The organism is Rhodoluna limnophila (assembly GCF_005845365.1).
Lineage (GTDB): Bacteria > Actinomycetota > Actinomycetes > Actinomycetales > Microbacteriaceae > Rhodoluna > Rhodoluna limnophila.
This window is the reverse complement of sequence record NZ_CP040509.1, coordinates 1,273,923-1,289,006: the sequence shown is the minus strand read 5'-3', so window position 1 is coordinate 1,289,006 and position 15,084 is coordinate 1,273,923. Positions and strand designations below refer to the sequence as shown.

Below are 15,084 nucleotides of genomic sequence, written 5' to 3'. Positions count from 1 at the left end.
GATTTTTAGGCGGCAGGTGGGCGCACGAACGGCCGTCTTTGGCTGGGCGAACTTCTCTATTTTAGCGGGTCTGGGGTACCTGTGGACAGAGCCCTTGCCGATGTACATACTTATGTACATGAAGTTTTTTTCGATGGCCGAGGCCCGGGCTAAATTTGCTCAGATTTTGGATTCGCTAACAGGTTCTGAAGAGCCGGTAGTTATCACCAGAAACGGTGATCCGTCAGCAGTTCTATTGAGCATCGATGAGTATGAATCGATGATCGAAACCCTAGAAATAATGAGCGACAAAGAGACCTACGCGGAAATCATGCAGTACCTCGATGATCCAGATGGCACGCCGTTCTTTACGGCCGATGAAATTAAGGCACAGTTGGCTGAGCGCGTGGCGCGCGAGGATGCGGCTGCTGCGATTAGACGCGAAGAACGCAGGGCTGCTTTGTTGGCAGAAATAGAAGGTCAAGAAAAGTAGTGCCTCAATACACGGTTGAATATCGTGCTCGCGCTCAGCGAGCCTTGCTGACCGAATTGCCTCTGAAGATAGCCCTAGCAGCAGAGGCGTTTATTGATGGACCGCTGAGAGAAAACCCACAGAGGGTTGGCAAGAGACTGGGCAAAGAGTTCAGTGGGCTTTGGTCAGCGCGGCTTGCAACTTATCGCATCATTTACGAGATTCGAGAAGAGCAAATAGTGATTGTCGTGGTCGATGTGAGGCACCGCGCCCACGTTTATGCGGCTCGCCGCATAAGAGGTTAGTTAGGCAACTTCTGTCGTTAGGCGCTCAACTAGCTCGGCATACTTGTCGGCAGTTTGAGCCACGATTTCGGCTGGCAGTGCCGGTGGTTCACCGTGCTGGTTCCAGTTTTCGGCCAACCAGTTGCGCACAATCTGCTTGTCAAAGCTGTCTTTGCGCTCGCCGCGATCCCAGGCTGCTTTGCTCCAGAATCGGCTTGAATCTGGGGTCAAAACTTCATCACCCAGGGTGATGGTTCCGGTTACGCCGTTGAAGGTTGCGGTAGGTTCGCCGGCTGGGTCGATGCCAAATTCAAACTTGGTGTCGGCCAAAATTAGGCCGGCGTGCTCGGCAAGATCGCTGGCTTTTTTGAAGACTTCGAGGCTTAGCGTGCGCAGGGCGTCGGCGTTCTTCTGGCCGATCAACTCGACCACGCGTTCAAAGGTGATGTTCTCGTCGTGCTCGCCCATCGGTGCTTTGTATGCCGGGGTAAAGATTGGCTCTGGCAGGCGGCCGCCAAAGGTTAGACCTTCAGGTAGCTGAACGCCACAGATGCTGCCGTTGGCCTGATAGTCCTTCCAGCCTGAGCCGCTGATGTATCCGCGAACTACGCACTCTATAGGGAACATCTCGAGTTTTTTTGCCACGGTTGCACGACCGGCAACTTCGGCCGGCACCGGTACATCTTGGCTCAAGTGGTTTGGCACATCGATGCGGTCGAACCACCAGTTGGTGAGTGCGGTGAGGTGCTTGCCCTTGCCGGTGATTGCAGGCTCGAGCACGTGGTCAAAGGCGCTGACGCGGTCTGATGCCACCACCAAAATTACGTGCTGCAGTGCTGGGTCTTCTGATTCGTAAAGGTCGCGAACCTTGCCGCTGTAAACGTGGGTCCAGCCGGCAATCTGCTGGGCACCGGTGTTGTCGGCGGTGCCGCCCTGCTCGGCCGCCATTAGTTGGCAACCTTTGCTGCGATGTCGGTGCGGAAGTGGCTGCCCTCGAGGTGAATTTCTTTCAGGCCTTCGTATGCCTGGGCGCGAGCACCGGCAAAGTCTGAGCCGGTTGCCACCACAGATAGGACTCGGCCACCAGTTGCAACTAGAACTTCTTCATCGTCTTTGTTGGCCTGGAACGCAGTTGCTGCGTGGCAGACTTCAACGCCCTTTGCTTCAGCTGCGCTGATGCCGTAAATCGGGCGGTTGGGTGCTGAAGTTTCTGGGTAGCCCTCGCTGGCTAGAACCACTGTGATGGCTACATCCTTGGTGAATTCTGGCTGCGGTGCGGTTTCTAGGTGGCCGGTTGCCGCCTTGTATAGAAGGGTGCTCAGCGGGGTGATTAGGCGGCGGAGTACGACCTGGGTTTCTGGGTCGCCGAATCGGGCGTTGAACTCGATTACGCGGGTGCCGCGCTTAGTCAAGATCAGGCCGCAGTAAAGCAGGCCAACAAATGGTGCACCAAGGCGGGCCATTTCTTGCACGGTCGGAATCGCAACATCGCGCTCGACCTCCTCGATGAACCCTTCAGGCAGCCAAGGAAGTGGGCTGTATGCACCCATGCCGCCGGTGTTTGGGCCTTCATCGTTGTTGTGCGCGCGCTTGAAGTCTTGGGCTGGGGTCAATGGCAAAACGCTCTTGCCGTCGCTCAAGAAGAACAGGCTGACTTCTTGGCCGTCAAGAAATTCTTCAACCAAGATGCCCATGTCTATGAATTTTGCTGCGTGCTCTAGCGCGGCGGTGCGGTCGTTGGTCACGATTACGCCCTTGCCGGCTGCAAGTCCGTCGGCCTTGATTACGTATGGGGCGCCAAAGTCATCCATGGCGTCTTCAACTTCTTGCATGGTGTCGCACTCACGGGCCATACCGGTTGGCACACCTGCTGCAGACATTACTTCTTTGGCAAAGCTCTTTGAGCCCTCAAGCTGCGCGGCTTCTTTTGAAGGGCCAAAGACTGCGATGCCCTGTTCGCGCAGCGCATCTGAAACGCCAGCGATTAGCGGAGCCTCTGGGCCGATGATGGCAAGTTCAATGGCGTGCTGCAGAGCAAACTTGGCAACCTCAAGTGGGTCGTTTGGATTCAGGTCTGGTTCGCAGTGGGCGTCTAGGGCAATACCGGCGTTACCAGGGGCAACGATGATGTCGGCCTTGGCGGTGCCAGTGCGGATCAAAGCTTTGACAATTGCGTGCTCGCGGGCGCCCTGGCCCAAAAGGAGAATCTTCACTCGACAAGTTTACCGACGAGACGGGCAAGTTTTCCGGCGAGAATAGAGGGTATGAAGTTATCTATTTTTTCCGCAGCCGCTGGTGCTGCGATGGTTGGCGCTTTGGTCTTGACCGGTTGTGCCTCTGGTCCGGTTGCCTCACCAAGTCCTTCAGCTAGTGCCAGCGTGAGCGCCAGCACCACCCCGGTTGATTCACGCGGAGCTGACGCACTCGCTGAGTTTGAGGTTGCTGCTACTGCCAGCTGTGATCGTGCAATGGCTGAGGGTGTTGTTGAGACCGTTGCCGCCGGTGGCAAGCTTGCTCAGCCTGAGTGGTGGTTGCTGATGGTTCCTAAGGCAAACGCAATTGATGGTTTCTCGGCTGCGCGTTACAGTTCTGCCACCGATAGCGCCGAGGTTATTTACGAGACCTACGAGTTTGACACCTGCTACTTTGCTACTCAGTTTGCGTTGGCCAAAGAGGGCAACGTTGATATCAACAAGGTCATGCACATCACTTACGACAAGATGATGCGCTCTTATGTTGCGGTTGGTCTTCAGGGTGAGGGTGGCGCTGCCGTTACCTTCTTTTTCGTGAGCGATGACGGCTTTATTGAAAAGGTTCAGTACCCGGGTGCCGAAGTTGGCGAGATCGCATTTGAGCGCGCCATTCGCTACGGCGCATTGACCGCCGAAGAGCAGGGCTGGTTCGAATCCGCTGTAGCGAAGGTCAACTAGTCGCTGTTCGGCGAATAAGTAGGTAAAGCGCATACACCGATAAATGGCTAGACGACGAATCAAGCCCGAGTTGGGTTGGCAGGCGGTTGCTGAGGTTTCGGCCTCGGTGGCGCCCGCCGCCCCGATCAACCAACACCCTCTATTTGCAACCGCCGTTCGCTTTCTGCTCGAAGAATTGGCCGATGTTGCTCCGGGTAATTCGGTTGAGGTGCGTGTTCCACCGCTCGGTGCAACCCAGTGTATTGAGGGTCCGCGGCACACTCGCGGCACCCCACCAAACACGGTTGAGATGAGCCCAGAAGTTTGGTTCGCCCTGGCTACCGGATCTTTGAGTTGGCATCAGGCGCTCGCCGAATCCAAGGTTTTGGCATCGGGCACCCGTGCTGATCTATCCGGGGTACTACCGCTGCGCGTTCAGTAAACCCCCTCAGATTTGACCAAACTGAGCATCTTCCGGTCCCTGAACCTCCCCAAATTTCCTCAAATTTGCCTATGCAAAAAGCCAACTTAATTTCGTTGCCCACCAAACATGGATGCTCGGATTTTGGCCTGGTCTCAAATGGAGGCCACCATCTTCTTCGCTCCTAATTCCAAGTTTCTGATCCAGCTGCGCATCGCGTAGCTGGCTTTTTGCCTACGCAAAATTTGCCGATTGTGAACAGGTTTATCGGGGTGAAGTTAGTCAAAAGGGCCGAAAATGCAGGGGTTTACTGAACGCCGGAGGGGTAGGTCTGGACCTGCCCGAGGGCGATGCCAAGTTGCGCCGAAGGGGTGGGTCTGGGCCCAGCCGAAGGGGCGCCCAAAAACTCTGGAAGAAACCCAACGCGCATACGGTTGAATTGACACATGGCTGAGAACAAATCACGTGTAGAGCAAGTCCGCATTCGTCGCACCCCAAAGTACCTACCGTTCCTGCTGACCGGCGGCATTCTGGGTGTCATCACTGCACTCATCTTGGGTGTATCTATCCCGGCCGACCAACGCACCGCCGAACCAATCGTCACCTATTTGGTTGCCTACTTCGGCGCTATCGGTGCTGTCTTGGGAATTGTGTCAGCACTGGTTGCCGACCGAATTTCTGCCTCTAGGTCTAAGACCCTAGAAGCCACTAAACTAGAGGGGTAATCGCGCCTCCAAGAGGCAAACGCCCACCTCTAACGACAGGAAACTGCCTTGCTTCGTGGCGACGGAAATCTGAATCTCGACATTGCTGTAAGTAATGACGACAAGTCACCGCAAGACCAATGTGGCGTATTCGGCGTGTGGGCGCCAGGTGAAGAAGTAGCAAAACTAACCTTCTTCGGCCTCTACTCTCTTCAGCACCGCGGTCAAGAATCAGCCGGTATTGCAACCTCAGACGGCAAAAAAATCTTGGTCTACAAAGACATGGGTTTGGTTTCACAGGTCTTTTCAGAGTCAGCTCTCGAGTCGCTAGTCGGCCACATTGCAGTGGGCCACAACCGTTACTCAACCACCGGCGCAAGCCACTGGCGTAACGCCCAACCAACACTTGGCCGCACCTCAGCCGGCACCATTGCCCTGGCTCACAACGGCAACCTAACCAACACCGCCGACCTTCTTGACCTTCTAAAAGAGCGCTACCCAAACCAAGAGAGCAACGAGATCACCGGCGGAAACACCACCGACACCGCAGTGCTCACCGCCCTAATGGCCGGCGACCTAGACCACACTCTCGAAGCAACCGCCCTAGAACTTCTTCCAAAAGTAAAGGGCGCCTTCTGCCTGGTCTTCATGGACGAAACCACGATGTATGCAGCCCGCGACCCTCAGGGTGTTCGCCCGCTAGTACTTGGCCGCCTCGAGCGCGGTTGGGTCGTTGCATCAGAGACCGCAGCCCTAGACATTGTCGGCGCAAGCTTTGTTCGTGAAATCGAACCCGGTGAGCTAATCGCCATCGACGAAAACGGCCTGCGCTCAACCCGCTTTGCCGAGACCAAGCGTGCCGGTTGCGTATTTGAATACGTTTACCTAGCCCGCCCAGACACCTCAATCAACGGCAAAAACGTCTACGACGCCCGCGTTGAGATGGGCCGAGTGCTGGCTCGCGAATACCCGGTCGAAGCCGATCTAGTAATTCCAACCCCAGAATCCGGCACCCCAGCGGCTATCGGCTTCTCACAAGAATCAGGCATCCCATTCGGTCACGGTCTGGTCAAAAACGCCTACGTTGGCCGCACCTTTATTCAGCCTTCACAGACCATCCGCCAGCGCGGTATCCGCCTCAAGTTGAACCCGCTAAAAGAGGTCATCGCGGGCAAGCGCATCGTGGTTATTGACGACTCAATTGTTCGCGGCAACACCCAGCGCGCACTGGTTCAAATGCTGCGCGAAGCCGGTGCCGCCGAAATTCACGTGCGCATTTCATCACCACCGATCACCTGGCCGTGCTTCTACGGCATTGACTTTGCTACCCGCGCCGAGCTGATTGCAACCGGCCTTGGCGTTGACGATGTGCGCACCTCTATCGGTGCTGACTCACTCGGCTACCTGACCAAAGACGGCATGATTTATGCCACCGGTCAGCAAGAGAGCCAGCTTTGCACCGCTTGCTTTACCGGCAAGTACCCAATTGAACTTCCGACCGCTGAACGCCTGGGTAAAAACCTGCTTGAGCGCAACGACGATGCCGCCTGCAACCCGGGCCCAGACAGCGAACTCGACGCCGTGGTGCGCGAGCAACAGGAGACTTTGAATGACTAACTCAGGCGGGCACTCAAGCGCCTACGCGGCATCAGGTGTTGATACCGAAGCCGGCGACCTAGCCGTTGAACTTATGAAGCGCGCCGTTGGCGCAACCCATAATGACCTTGTGATGGGTGGCCTCGGTGGCTTTGCCGGCATGATGGACGTCTCGTTCCTCAAGTCGTACGACCGCCCACTGTTGGCAACCTCGACCGACGGCGTTGGGACCAAAGTTGCCATTGCCCAGGCAATCGATAAGCACGACACCATCGGCCAAGACCTGGTCGGAATGGTCGTCGACGACATCGTTGTAGTTGGCGCAAAGAGCCTGTTCATGACCGACTACATTGCGTGCGGAAAGGTTGTGCCAGAGCGCATCGCCGACATCGTGCGCGGTATTGCTGAGGCATGTTCAGCCGTTGGTGTGGCCCTAGTAGGCGGCGAGACCGCAGAGCACCCGGGCCTACTTGGTGTTGATGACTACGATGTTGCCGGCGCTGCCGTTGGTGTTGTTGACGCAGCCAAACTTCTTGGCCCACAGAACGTTCGCGTTGGCGATGTCGTGCTGGGAATGGCTTCATCGGGCTTGCACTCAAACGGTTACTCGTTGGTGCGCAAGATCATCCGAGACAAAGGTTTTGACTACAAGGACAACGTTGCAGAGTTTCCGGGCATCAGCCTTGGCGAAAAGCTGCTTGAACCAACCGCGCTTTACACCGGTGTTCTGAACACACTGCTCGAGAGTGAGCTTGGTTCAGCCGTGCACGCAATGAGCCACATCACCGGTGGAGGAATTGCGGCAAACATTGCCCGCGTTCTGCCACAGGGTGTTGCCCTTGATGTTCACCGCGCAACTTGGACTCCACAGGATGTCTTCCAGGTTCTTGCTGGCTGGGGCGGATTTAGCCTTGAGTCAGTTGAGGGCACCTGGAACCTTGGCCTCGGCCAGGCTGTGGTTGTTGAGGCTGACAAGGCTGACGAAGTTGCAGCAACCCTGACCAAACTTGGTGTTCACACCTGGAACCTCGGCGAGATCGAGGCCGCACCGGCAGACCTATCAACCTATGTTCAGGGTGCCAAGGGTGTTGACGGTGGCGCAGTTCGCCTAGTTGGCGAATACAACTAGTTGGCGTAAAAGTTCACTGAACCGCGAACCCAAACGGTCACGCGCATTCCGATTTCTGGAGCAAACGGTCCGTTGGCGCGAGCACGAATCAACACACTCGGCAAGCGCACCTCAACCAGGGCATCGTGCCCAAAATACTGGCGCCCAACTACCTCGCCGGTGCCCTTGGCGTCTGGCTGCAGGTAAAAACTCTCTGGCCTAATTGCAACCCGGCCTCGCGCACCCTCAACCACTTTGTTAAGCGGGGTTAGTGAGCCAACAGCAGTGACAACCTTGCCGCCTTCAACAACGCCATCGATAACTACCGAGTCACCCAAGAAGGTAGCCATTTCGATGTCGGCCGGCGCTTGGTAAATCTCGCGAGGGTTACCGACCTGAGCAAACTCGCCGTCGCGCAGCACGGCAACGCGGTCGGCCATCGACAAAGCTTCTTCTTGATCGTGGGTAACCAAAATTGCGGTGGTGCCGGTGGTGCGCAAAACATGGCGCACGTCGTCGCGCAAACGCCCGCGAAGCTCTGCATCTAGCGCCGAAAAAGGCTCATCAAGCAAAATCAAATCTGGGTTTGGGGCCAGGGCCCGGGCCAGCGCAACGCGGTGACGCTGCCCACCCGATAACTCGTGTGGCATTCGCGATTCAAAACCAACTAGGTCGACCAACTTCAATAGCTCGGCTACCCGGGCAGCACGGAGACTCTTAGCAAGATCACGCAAGCCAAAATCGATGTTTTCACTGACCGATAGGTGCGGAAAAAGCGCTGCATCTTGAGGTACAAAACCTACGCGGCGCTGCTCGGCCGGAACAAATTTGCCCGAGCCGGCAACCTGGCGGCCACCGATTTCAATTTCGCCAGAATCTGGAGATTCAAAGCCGGTAATCAGTCGTAGCAGAGTGGTTTTGCCCGAACCGCTGCTGCCAAGAACTGCGATGAACTCGTGATCGGCAACCTCAAGATTGAGCCCATTTAGAACGGTTTGACCACCAAATTTTTTGCTGACCGAACGCAGCTGAAGTGCAATTGGCACTACTCACGCTCCAGTCTTCGATCAAGGTCAACCTGGTTGAACATTGATTGGCGCACCTGACGGTTCAGCAACCAAGCCGGAATTCCGGCAACCAATACCAAAATTAGTGCATAGGGTGCGGCCGCTGCGAAAGATGAAACTGAGGTCTCATTCCATAGCCTGGTGGCCAGGGTTTCTACCCCGGTCTCACGCAGCATCAAAGTAGCCGGCAATTCTTTCAGCACCGATAGTGCAACCAGCGCGGCACCGGCCAAGATTCCCGGTCCGGCAATCGGAATCACCACGCGCTTCAGGGTTTCAAGACGTGTGGCTCCTAGGCTGGCCGCCACTTCATCCAAGGCCTTCGGCGCCTGGCTAATCGGTGTTTGCATAGCGGCCACGGCGTTTGGCAAAAACAAAATCAGGTAGGCAATAATCACGAGCGCGCTGGTTTGGTAAAGCTGGGGCACCAGGCGGTTGCTGATGAATACCAATGAAAGTGCAACCACGATGCCCGGCACCGCGTGGGTGAGCCAGATGGTTCGGTCAAGCCCAATGGTGATTTTTGAGCGGAAGCGCACGACCAGTACCGACACCGCGATGCCGAAAATAGCCGCGACCAAACCGCCGGCCAATGCGTAGCTAATTGAGTTAATTAGGGCCCGGCCAAGCTCGCCGGCATCGGCCTGCGAGAGACCGACTAGGTTCCAGCGCACCAAACTGATGGTCGGCACCAAAATACCCAGGGCCGCCCAAGTCAGTGCAGCGGTCGCTGCGATTGGGGCAAACCAACCAAGGTGAATCAGTGAAGTTTTGCGAACCCGTGAGTCGGTCGGCACAATTTTGCCGCGCAGCCAAGGCTCGGCAACCAGAAGCACAATCGTGATTGCCACCAGGATGGCCGCCAAGCTGGCTGCCGCCGAGCGGTCAAAGCTGGAGCGGTAGGCGTTGTAGATTGCGCGAGTAAAAGTATCGAAGCTAAGAATTGAAACGGCGCCAAAGTCACTGAGTGTGTAAAGGGCTGACAGCATTGCACCCGAGATTGCGGCTGGGCGAATTGACGGCCAAGTGACCTTGGTAAAGACGCGCCAACGGCCAAGGCCGAGTGAGCGGGCAACTTCTTCGGTGGCTGCATCACTGCGCACCAGCGCCGCCGAAACCGCTAGGTAGACATACGGTGCGGTGCCGATGGTGAGCACCAGCCACGCAGCCCAAAAGCCTTTGAAATCTGGCATCAGGGCGGCAAAAGCGTAGGCCGAAACATAGCTTGGCATGGCCAGAGGCAAGGCGGCCAATACCGCGAATGCGCTGCGGCCAGGGATGGAGGTGCGCACTGTGAGCCAGGCCTGGAAACTGCCGATTGATATTGCGGTGATCGCAACGGCAAGGGTCAGCAGGACCGAGTTGCCCAGGAGTTCAAAGCTGCGGGCGCGCAGGGTTTGGGCCAAGACCTTATCGATGCCGAACTCGGAGAGCCGAACGTAAAGATAGACCAGCGGCGCGATTGACGCTGATACGGCAACAACCGCCAACCCCCAAATGAGGGCTGGCGGTTGTTGGCGTAGTGAGTTTTTCAGTTTGTACCTAGTCGGTCAGGCCTGCGTTGCGAATCAGCTCAAGGGTCTCGGCCAGTGGGGCCAAAGCGCTCAAGTCGATTTCTGGGCTGGCAATGGTGTCGAGAGCGGGCAACCATGCCTGAGCTGGAATGCCGGTCAGTGAGTACTCCGAGGTCTTCTCAACAAAGAAGGTCTGTGCGGTCTCGCCAAGCAACCAATTGGCAAACGTAACTGCCGCAGCGTTGTCGCTAAGCACTCCAACACCCGCAACGTTGACTAGGTTGCCAACATCGCCGGCTTCAAACCAAGCCATCTCAGACTTCATGTTTTCTTCGCCAACTTCGGCTGCGCGCTCGAACCAGTAGTAGTGGTTGATTAGACCGGCAGTAATTTCGCCAGCCTCAACAGCCTCAAGAATCTGGCCGTTCTTTTCAAAAATTACGGCGTTTTCTTTCATGGCGGTTAGCCACTCGGTGGTTGCAGCTTCACCCTCAATTACGCGCATTGCGGTAACGAACGACTGGAACGAAGCGTTGCTTGGAGCGATGCCGATCTTGCCCTTCCAGGCTGGGTCGGCAAGGTCAAAGATAGAGGTCGGCAGGTTAGCTGCATCGATTAGTTCTGGGTTGTATGAAAGCACGCGGCTACGACCCGAAACACCAACCCAGGTGTTGTCGGCAGCGCGGTACTTGGCATCTACCAAATCGGTGATGTCTGATTCAAGGGTCTTGAAAAGTCCGGCCTCGGTTAGCGCACCAAGCGCACCGGCATCCTGTGAGAAAAATACATCTGCCTGAACGTTGCTGCCCTCTTCGAGGATCTGTGCGGCAAGTTCGGCTGAGCCGGCGTAGCGAACTTCAATTTCGATGCCGGTTTCTTCGGTAAATGCCTCGAGCAGCGGGGCAATAAGGTCTTCTGAACGGCCAGAGTAAATGGTGATTGACTCGGCGGTTGGGGTTGGGGTGCTCTCTTTGGCGCAACCGGTAAGGGCGGTTACTGCTGTGATAGCTGCGATGGCGGCGGCGCTGATCTTCAGCCCACGCTTTAGGGTGTTATTCAATTAGTTTCCTTCAGTTGCGGACTGGATGGTTATTCCAGCCGTCTGTTGTTCAGACCAGGTGGCCTAAAACAAACTTAGGGTACCCTAACTAAAATTACAAGGGTTGATTTTTCACCGAGCCAGTAAGCGCCGAATGTGCTTACCTAGTTGGTCAAAACAATCTTGATTCGCCTCAGGTGGCCGCCAAAGCCGGTGTCTTGGCGAGACATAACTTTGGTGACCCGCTGGTTTGTGCCCAAATAATTTGTCAGCACCGACTTAGTGTTTAGAGCTCGCCGCTTTGATAATCCGTAGTCAGCGCGCAGAACGGTTGGGCCCGTGGTGTATCCGGTCACTTTGATCTTGGTGTAGGTCGGGTACTTTTTGATGAACGCTTTGATGCGTTGCTTCATCTGAGTAGTCAATTGATCTGAACCGCCGGCAAAGCCGGAGATAACAATTGCGCGTGTGGTCGGGTTGCCGCCAGTATTCGCACTCGCACTTGGGCTTGGCGATGGTGTCGGATCAACTCCAGTGTTGCCGCCGCCTCCAGTCGAGGCAGTTTTCCAGCTAGCAAACAACACGGTGTCGTTCGTGACCACTGCAGTTTGCGCTGGTTCGTATGTCACGCCCGTTCCATCCGGCTCAGTGTTCCAGCCATCAAAATCATGACCGTCGAGCGATAGCCCGCCTGAATTATCGGCGATTACGATTTGGGCCGAGGTTGCCGGAACCGTTGCAACGCTAGGTTCTGAGCCGGCTACAGCACCGTTACCCGAGTAAACCACAGCGTAAACAGCCGATTCCCACTGCGCGTAAAGAGTTGTGTCGGCGGTGAACTTTTGATTGATTGCACCCAGAGCGATCGGTGTTCCTGAGCCGTTGGCGGCGGTGTTCCAGCCGACCAGGCGCATGCCAGTTTTTGCCAGATTCGCGGCATTCAGTGCAGCTGTTATTCCGGTTGAGCCAACATAGCTGTTTTGGCTTGCAGGCGCGCTGCCCGAATCAGCGCCGTTGCTGTTGTAGGTCACCGAGTAGTTCTGACCCCAGATTGCATAGAGGGTAAGTCCCGCCGCAAAACTGTAAACATAATTGCCCTGGTAGCTAACTCCGGTGCCGTCAGCTGCCGTGTTCCAGTGCCTGAATGTGTAACCGTCTCGGCTAAACCCGTTTGGGTTCACCTGCGTGTTTTCCTGTGCCGTTTGGGTTGCTGTTGCGCCCCCGGTTGCACCGTTTCCGTTGAAGATGAGGTCTCGGTTGGCCTTGACTACCCAGATGGCGTACAGATCAACATCAGCACCAAAGGCGTAAGTCTGCCCATCGAGATACTGCGCCGTAGTTGCGCTGTAGGTGGTGTTCCAGCCTAAAAAGCTGTAGCCCGTGCGGGTGAAGCCGTTTAGTGAGAGTGCGGTTTGGGCAGATGCCAGCTGGGTCGGAGTGGTTCCTCCGGTTGCACCGTTTCCATAGAAAGTTGCTTTGTAGTTGACTACGACTGCCCGCCATTGAGCGTAAAGAGTTGATCCGGCTACAAATGGATATTTGCTTTCGTCGGCATAACTAAAGCCAGTGCCGTCGGCCGCTGTGTTCCAGCCGGTGAATTCAAAATTCGATTTGGAGAAAGCGTTTTTGTTCAGTTTCGCTTCGGTTCCAGAAGACTGGGGCGCCATCGATCCAGTGCCGCCATTTGCATCAAACGTGACTGTGTGAGTGACACCGGTGCGCCATTGTGCATAGAGGGTGAAGTTGGTGTCGGTGGTGATGTTGGCTAGGTTTGCAAAAGAAGTTCCTGCACCATTGGCCTCGGTGTTCCAACCCGTAAATGTATAGCCCGTTCGACTAAACGTAGCTGCCTTCAGCGGGGTGGTCACGTTGTTGCCAACTCGCTGAGTTTGCAGTGTCGGGGTTCCAAAGTTAGACGAAAAGGTCACGGTCTTAACGCTGCCGTCTGCCAACCAGCGCACAATTACAACACCCGAACCGCCAGGTTTTCCGCCGGTGTCCTCAGGGTCTACTCCGCCACCGCCGCCGCCGGTGTTTGGCAGGCCGGCTGTGGCATTGGCCTTGACTCCAAAGTTGGGATGAGATGAATCTCCGCTGAAGCCGAAGGAGCTACCGCGGCCACCGCCGCCAAGTCCACCCTGGCCGCCACCGGTGGTCAGGGGGTCATTGCTTGAATACAAGACACCATCGGCATCTACACCGTAGTAGTTGGAGGAGTTCGAGTTGATGCCGCCGCCGCCGCCACCGCCATAGTAGGTTTCGGTTCCGGTAATGCTTGAGGCAATTCCAACTCCGCCGTTGCCACCGATGTGTCTGCGGGTGGTGTTGAATCCGGCTCCACCAGCACCGCCACCGCCACCGGCTGCGCCGTAATCCGAGTAGGTTCCGTATCCGCCGTTATTGCCTTGACCGGCAATTCCCTTACCTGCATAACCTAGGCTTCCCCAGCGCTCGCATGGGTTGCGAGTGCAGTCAAACCGCGAGCCGCCACCCGAAGCGCCATCAGCCGCAGTAGCCGAAGCCTGACCGGCTGCAGCACCGCCACCGCCGCCAGCCGCACTGATTGATCCAAAGTTTGATGAACCACCCTTGCCGCCCGGTGCGTCTGTGTTTCGCAACCCGCCAGAACCGCCGGCACCGCCGGCGCCAACGCTTACGGCAAGGCTTGAACCAGGAGTAACCGAGTAATTTGTGCCTTGAAGCACACCGCCGGCACCTCCACCGCCGGACGCACCGCCTCCGCCTCCGCCAACCACAAGATAGTCAACAGATGCAGTGTTCTCAGGCACAACAAAGTCATATGACGCTACGGACTTGAACTGGGCCACGCAGTAGTTGCCTGATATAAAAACGTCCACATCATCAGCAGCCAAAGCTCCACTGGTCTTGGTGATAGTCACCGGACAGTTTGGGTCAATTGCAGCGGTAGCCGGCACCTCCACCAATGGACTTAGTGTGAGAAGAGCTGTGATTAGCGCGGCGGCTGAATTCCGGAACTTTTTAGACATAGCCGAAGGCTAATCTCGCTGAGTTTGGTGCCAGGAAATCTCATACGTGTGTATGAAGGAACTTATTTTGAAATGGACCCTTTAGGAAAAGTTACTTAGCGGCAAGCACTGGCACAACCAGCAGCACAACCTACCCAAGGTTCACCGCGAAGCCCGCTGAGGCAGCCGGTGGTCCTTGGGTTTGCTGCATCTGTGGCGGCCATAAAGCGGTCAACGATAATCTCGACCAGTTGCTGCGGAACCGGGGCACCGTTGACCAGCAGGGGATCAGTTGCCAAATGCGCTCCGGCCTTTTTTGCAACGCCGGCAAAGTAGCCCTCGGCCAAGAGGTAGGTGGCAACCACCACGCGTTTGCGAGGGTTTTGAAACTTGAGCTTTGGAACCAGGTCTTTGAGTTTTGGCTCGGCGGCCGACAAAAACGCTAGCTCAATCTTTTTGCCAAGCGCCGCCTCGAGCATCAGTTGCACCAACTGGCTTTCAGCTTGCGCGCGTGAGTCACTCGAACCGGCAACGGTCAGAATTACAAGATCATCAGATTGGTGACCCACCTGCTCAAGCCGCTCAACCAAAACCTCTACCAGGCGCTCGTCAGGCCCTAACGCCGGGGTGATCTGGGTGTGGCTCCCGGCTGCAAAAGTGGCATCGGCAATGTCCTTACGCACGTGGTACCCGGTGGCCAAAAGCAGTGGCACAACAATAGCGGGTTCGGCACTGCCGGCAGCAGCTAAAACGGCCGGTACATCCGGTTCTTGAACATCCACAAAAGCTTCATAAACACCGATGTCCGGCAGCACTTTTTGTACCTCAGAAACCAGCGCCGAAATTGCGGCGGCGCCATCGGTGTTATCGGTGCCGTGTGACGCTGCAATCAAAGTTGACATGGTGTCCTCAGTGCCTAAAAGGGGTTCCGCTTAGTCTACTCAAATGGTAGGAATTACCGTTCGTGTAATGAGGCTACTTTGGCTCTGTGGCGCGGAAGTTGG

General features: G+C 56.2%; 14 protein-coding genes. 7 read left to right on the top strand and 7 right to left on the bottom strand.

Annotated elements, in window-relative coordinates:
• Window positions 1-118 precede the first annotated feature (118 nt).
• Both FFA38_RS06295 and FFA38_RS06290 read left to right on the top strand, forming a co-directional pair.
• Window positions 119-472, top strand: a complete 354-nt coding sequence (locus FFA38_RS06295; protein ID WP_172956026.1) for a type II toxin-antitoxin system Phd/YefM family antitoxin — start codon at window positions 119-121, stop codon at window positions 470-472.
• Window positions 472-756, top strand: a complete 285-nt coding sequence (locus tag FFA38_RS06290) for a type II toxin-antitoxin system RelE family toxin (protein WP_138315903.1) — start codon at window positions 472-474, stop codon at window positions 754-756. Before FFA38_RS06295 ends, FFA38_RS06290 begins: the two co-directional genes overlap by 1 nt.
• On the opposite strand, the gene FFA38_RS06285 is transcribed toward FFA38_RS06290, so the two are convergent.
• Together FFA38_RS06285 and purD are read right to left on the bottom strand one after the other, a co-directional pair.
• Window positions 757-1,683 (bottom strand): phosphoribosylaminoimidazolesuccinocarboxamide synthase, encoded by a 927-nt coding sequence (locus FFA38_RS06285; protein WP_138315902.1) that lies wholly within the window; start codon window positions 1,681-1,683, stop codon window positions 757-759.
• Window positions 1,683-2,948, bottom strand: a complete 1,266-nt coding sequence (purD, locus tag FFA38_RS06280) for a phosphoribosylamine--glycine ligase (protein WP_138315901.1) — start codon at window positions 2,946-2,948, stop codon at window positions 1,683-1,685. Before purD ends, FFA38_RS06285 begins: the two co-directional genes overlap by 1 nt.
• A gap of 51 nt (window positions 2,949-2,999) precedes the next feature.
• On the opposite strand from purD, the gene FFA38_RS06275 reads away from it, so the two are divergent.
• The 5 genes from FFA38_RS06275 to purM all read left to right on the top strand — a co-directional run bounded on the left by FFA38_RS06275 (window position 3,000) and on the right by purM (window position 7,494).
• Window positions 3,000-3,665: a hypothetical protein gene (locus FFA38_RS06275; RefSeq protein ID WP_138315900.1), complete on the top strand. Its 666-nt coding sequence runs from the start codon at window positions 3,000-3,002 to the stop codon at window positions 3,663-3,665.
• 43 nt (window positions 3,666-3,708) lie between these two features.
• Window positions 3,709-4,086, top strand: coding sequence for a sterol carrier family protein (locus FFA38_RS06270; RefSeq protein WP_138315899.1), 378 nt, complete (start codon window positions 3,709-3,711; stop codon window positions 4,084-4,086).
• A gap of 425 nt (window positions 4,087-4,511) precedes the next feature.
• A complete protein-coding gene (locus FFA38_RS06265; RefSeq protein ID WP_138275898.1) occupies window positions 4,512-4,790 on the top strand; it encodes a hypothetical protein in 279 nt (92 codons plus the stop codon).
• Window positions 4,791-4,838: 48 nt separating this feature from the next.
• Window positions 4,839-6,386, top strand: coding sequence for an amidophosphoribosyltransferase (purF, locus tag FFA38_RS06260; protein ID WP_172956025.1), 1,548 nt, complete (start codon window positions 4,839-4,841; stop codon window positions 6,384-6,386).
• On the top strand, window positions 6,379-7,494 hold the full coding sequence (purM, locus tag FFA38_RS06255) for a phosphoribosylformylglycinamidine cyclo-ligase (protein ID WP_138275897.1): 1,116 nt from the start codon (window positions 6,379-6,381) through the stop codon (window positions 7,492-7,494). The genes purF and purM overlap by 8 nt, the downstream gene beginning before the upstream one ends.
• Here the strand turns inward: purM and FFA38_RS06250 are convergent.
• From FFA38_RS06250 to FFA38_RS06230, 5 genes are all read right to left on the bottom strand, one after another.
• Complete coding sequence (locus tag FFA38_RS06250) at window positions 7,491-8,519, bottom strand: ABC transporter ATP-binding protein (protein WP_253786163.1); 1,029 nt, start codon at window positions 8,517-8,519, stop codon at window positions 7,491-7,493. The two genes, purM and FFA38_RS06250, sit on opposite strands and share 4 nt — an antisense overlap.
• Window positions 8,519-10,030 carry an ABC transporter permease gene (locus tag FFA38_RS06245; RefSeq protein ID WP_138315898.1) on the bottom strand — a complete coding sequence of 504 codons (1,512 nt, stop codon included), beginning with the start codon at window positions 10,028-10,030 and terminating at the stop codon, window positions 8,519-8,521. Before FFA38_RS06245 ends, FFA38_RS06250 begins: the two co-directional genes overlap by 1 nt.
• Window positions 10,031-10,082: 52 nt before the next feature.
• Complete coding sequence (locus tag FFA38_RS06240) at window positions 10,083-11,114, bottom strand: iron ABC transporter substrate-binding protein (RefSeq protein ID WP_138315897.1); 1,032 nt, start codon at window positions 11,112-11,114, stop codon at window positions 10,083-10,085.
• 143 nt (window positions 11,115-11,257) lie between these two features.
• A complete protein-coding gene (locus FFA38_RS06235) occupies window positions 11,258-14,101 on the bottom strand; it encodes an InlB B-repeat-containing protein (RefSeq protein ID WP_138315896.1) in 2,844 nt (947 codons plus the stop codon).
• Between the two features lie 95 nt (window positions 14,102-14,196).
• A complete protein-coding gene (locus FFA38_RS06230) occupies window positions 14,197-14,982 on the bottom strand; it encodes a sirohydrochlorin chelatase (RefSeq protein WP_138315895.1) in 786 nt (261 codons plus the stop codon).
• Between the last annotated feature and the right edge of the window lie 102 nt (window positions 14,983-15,084).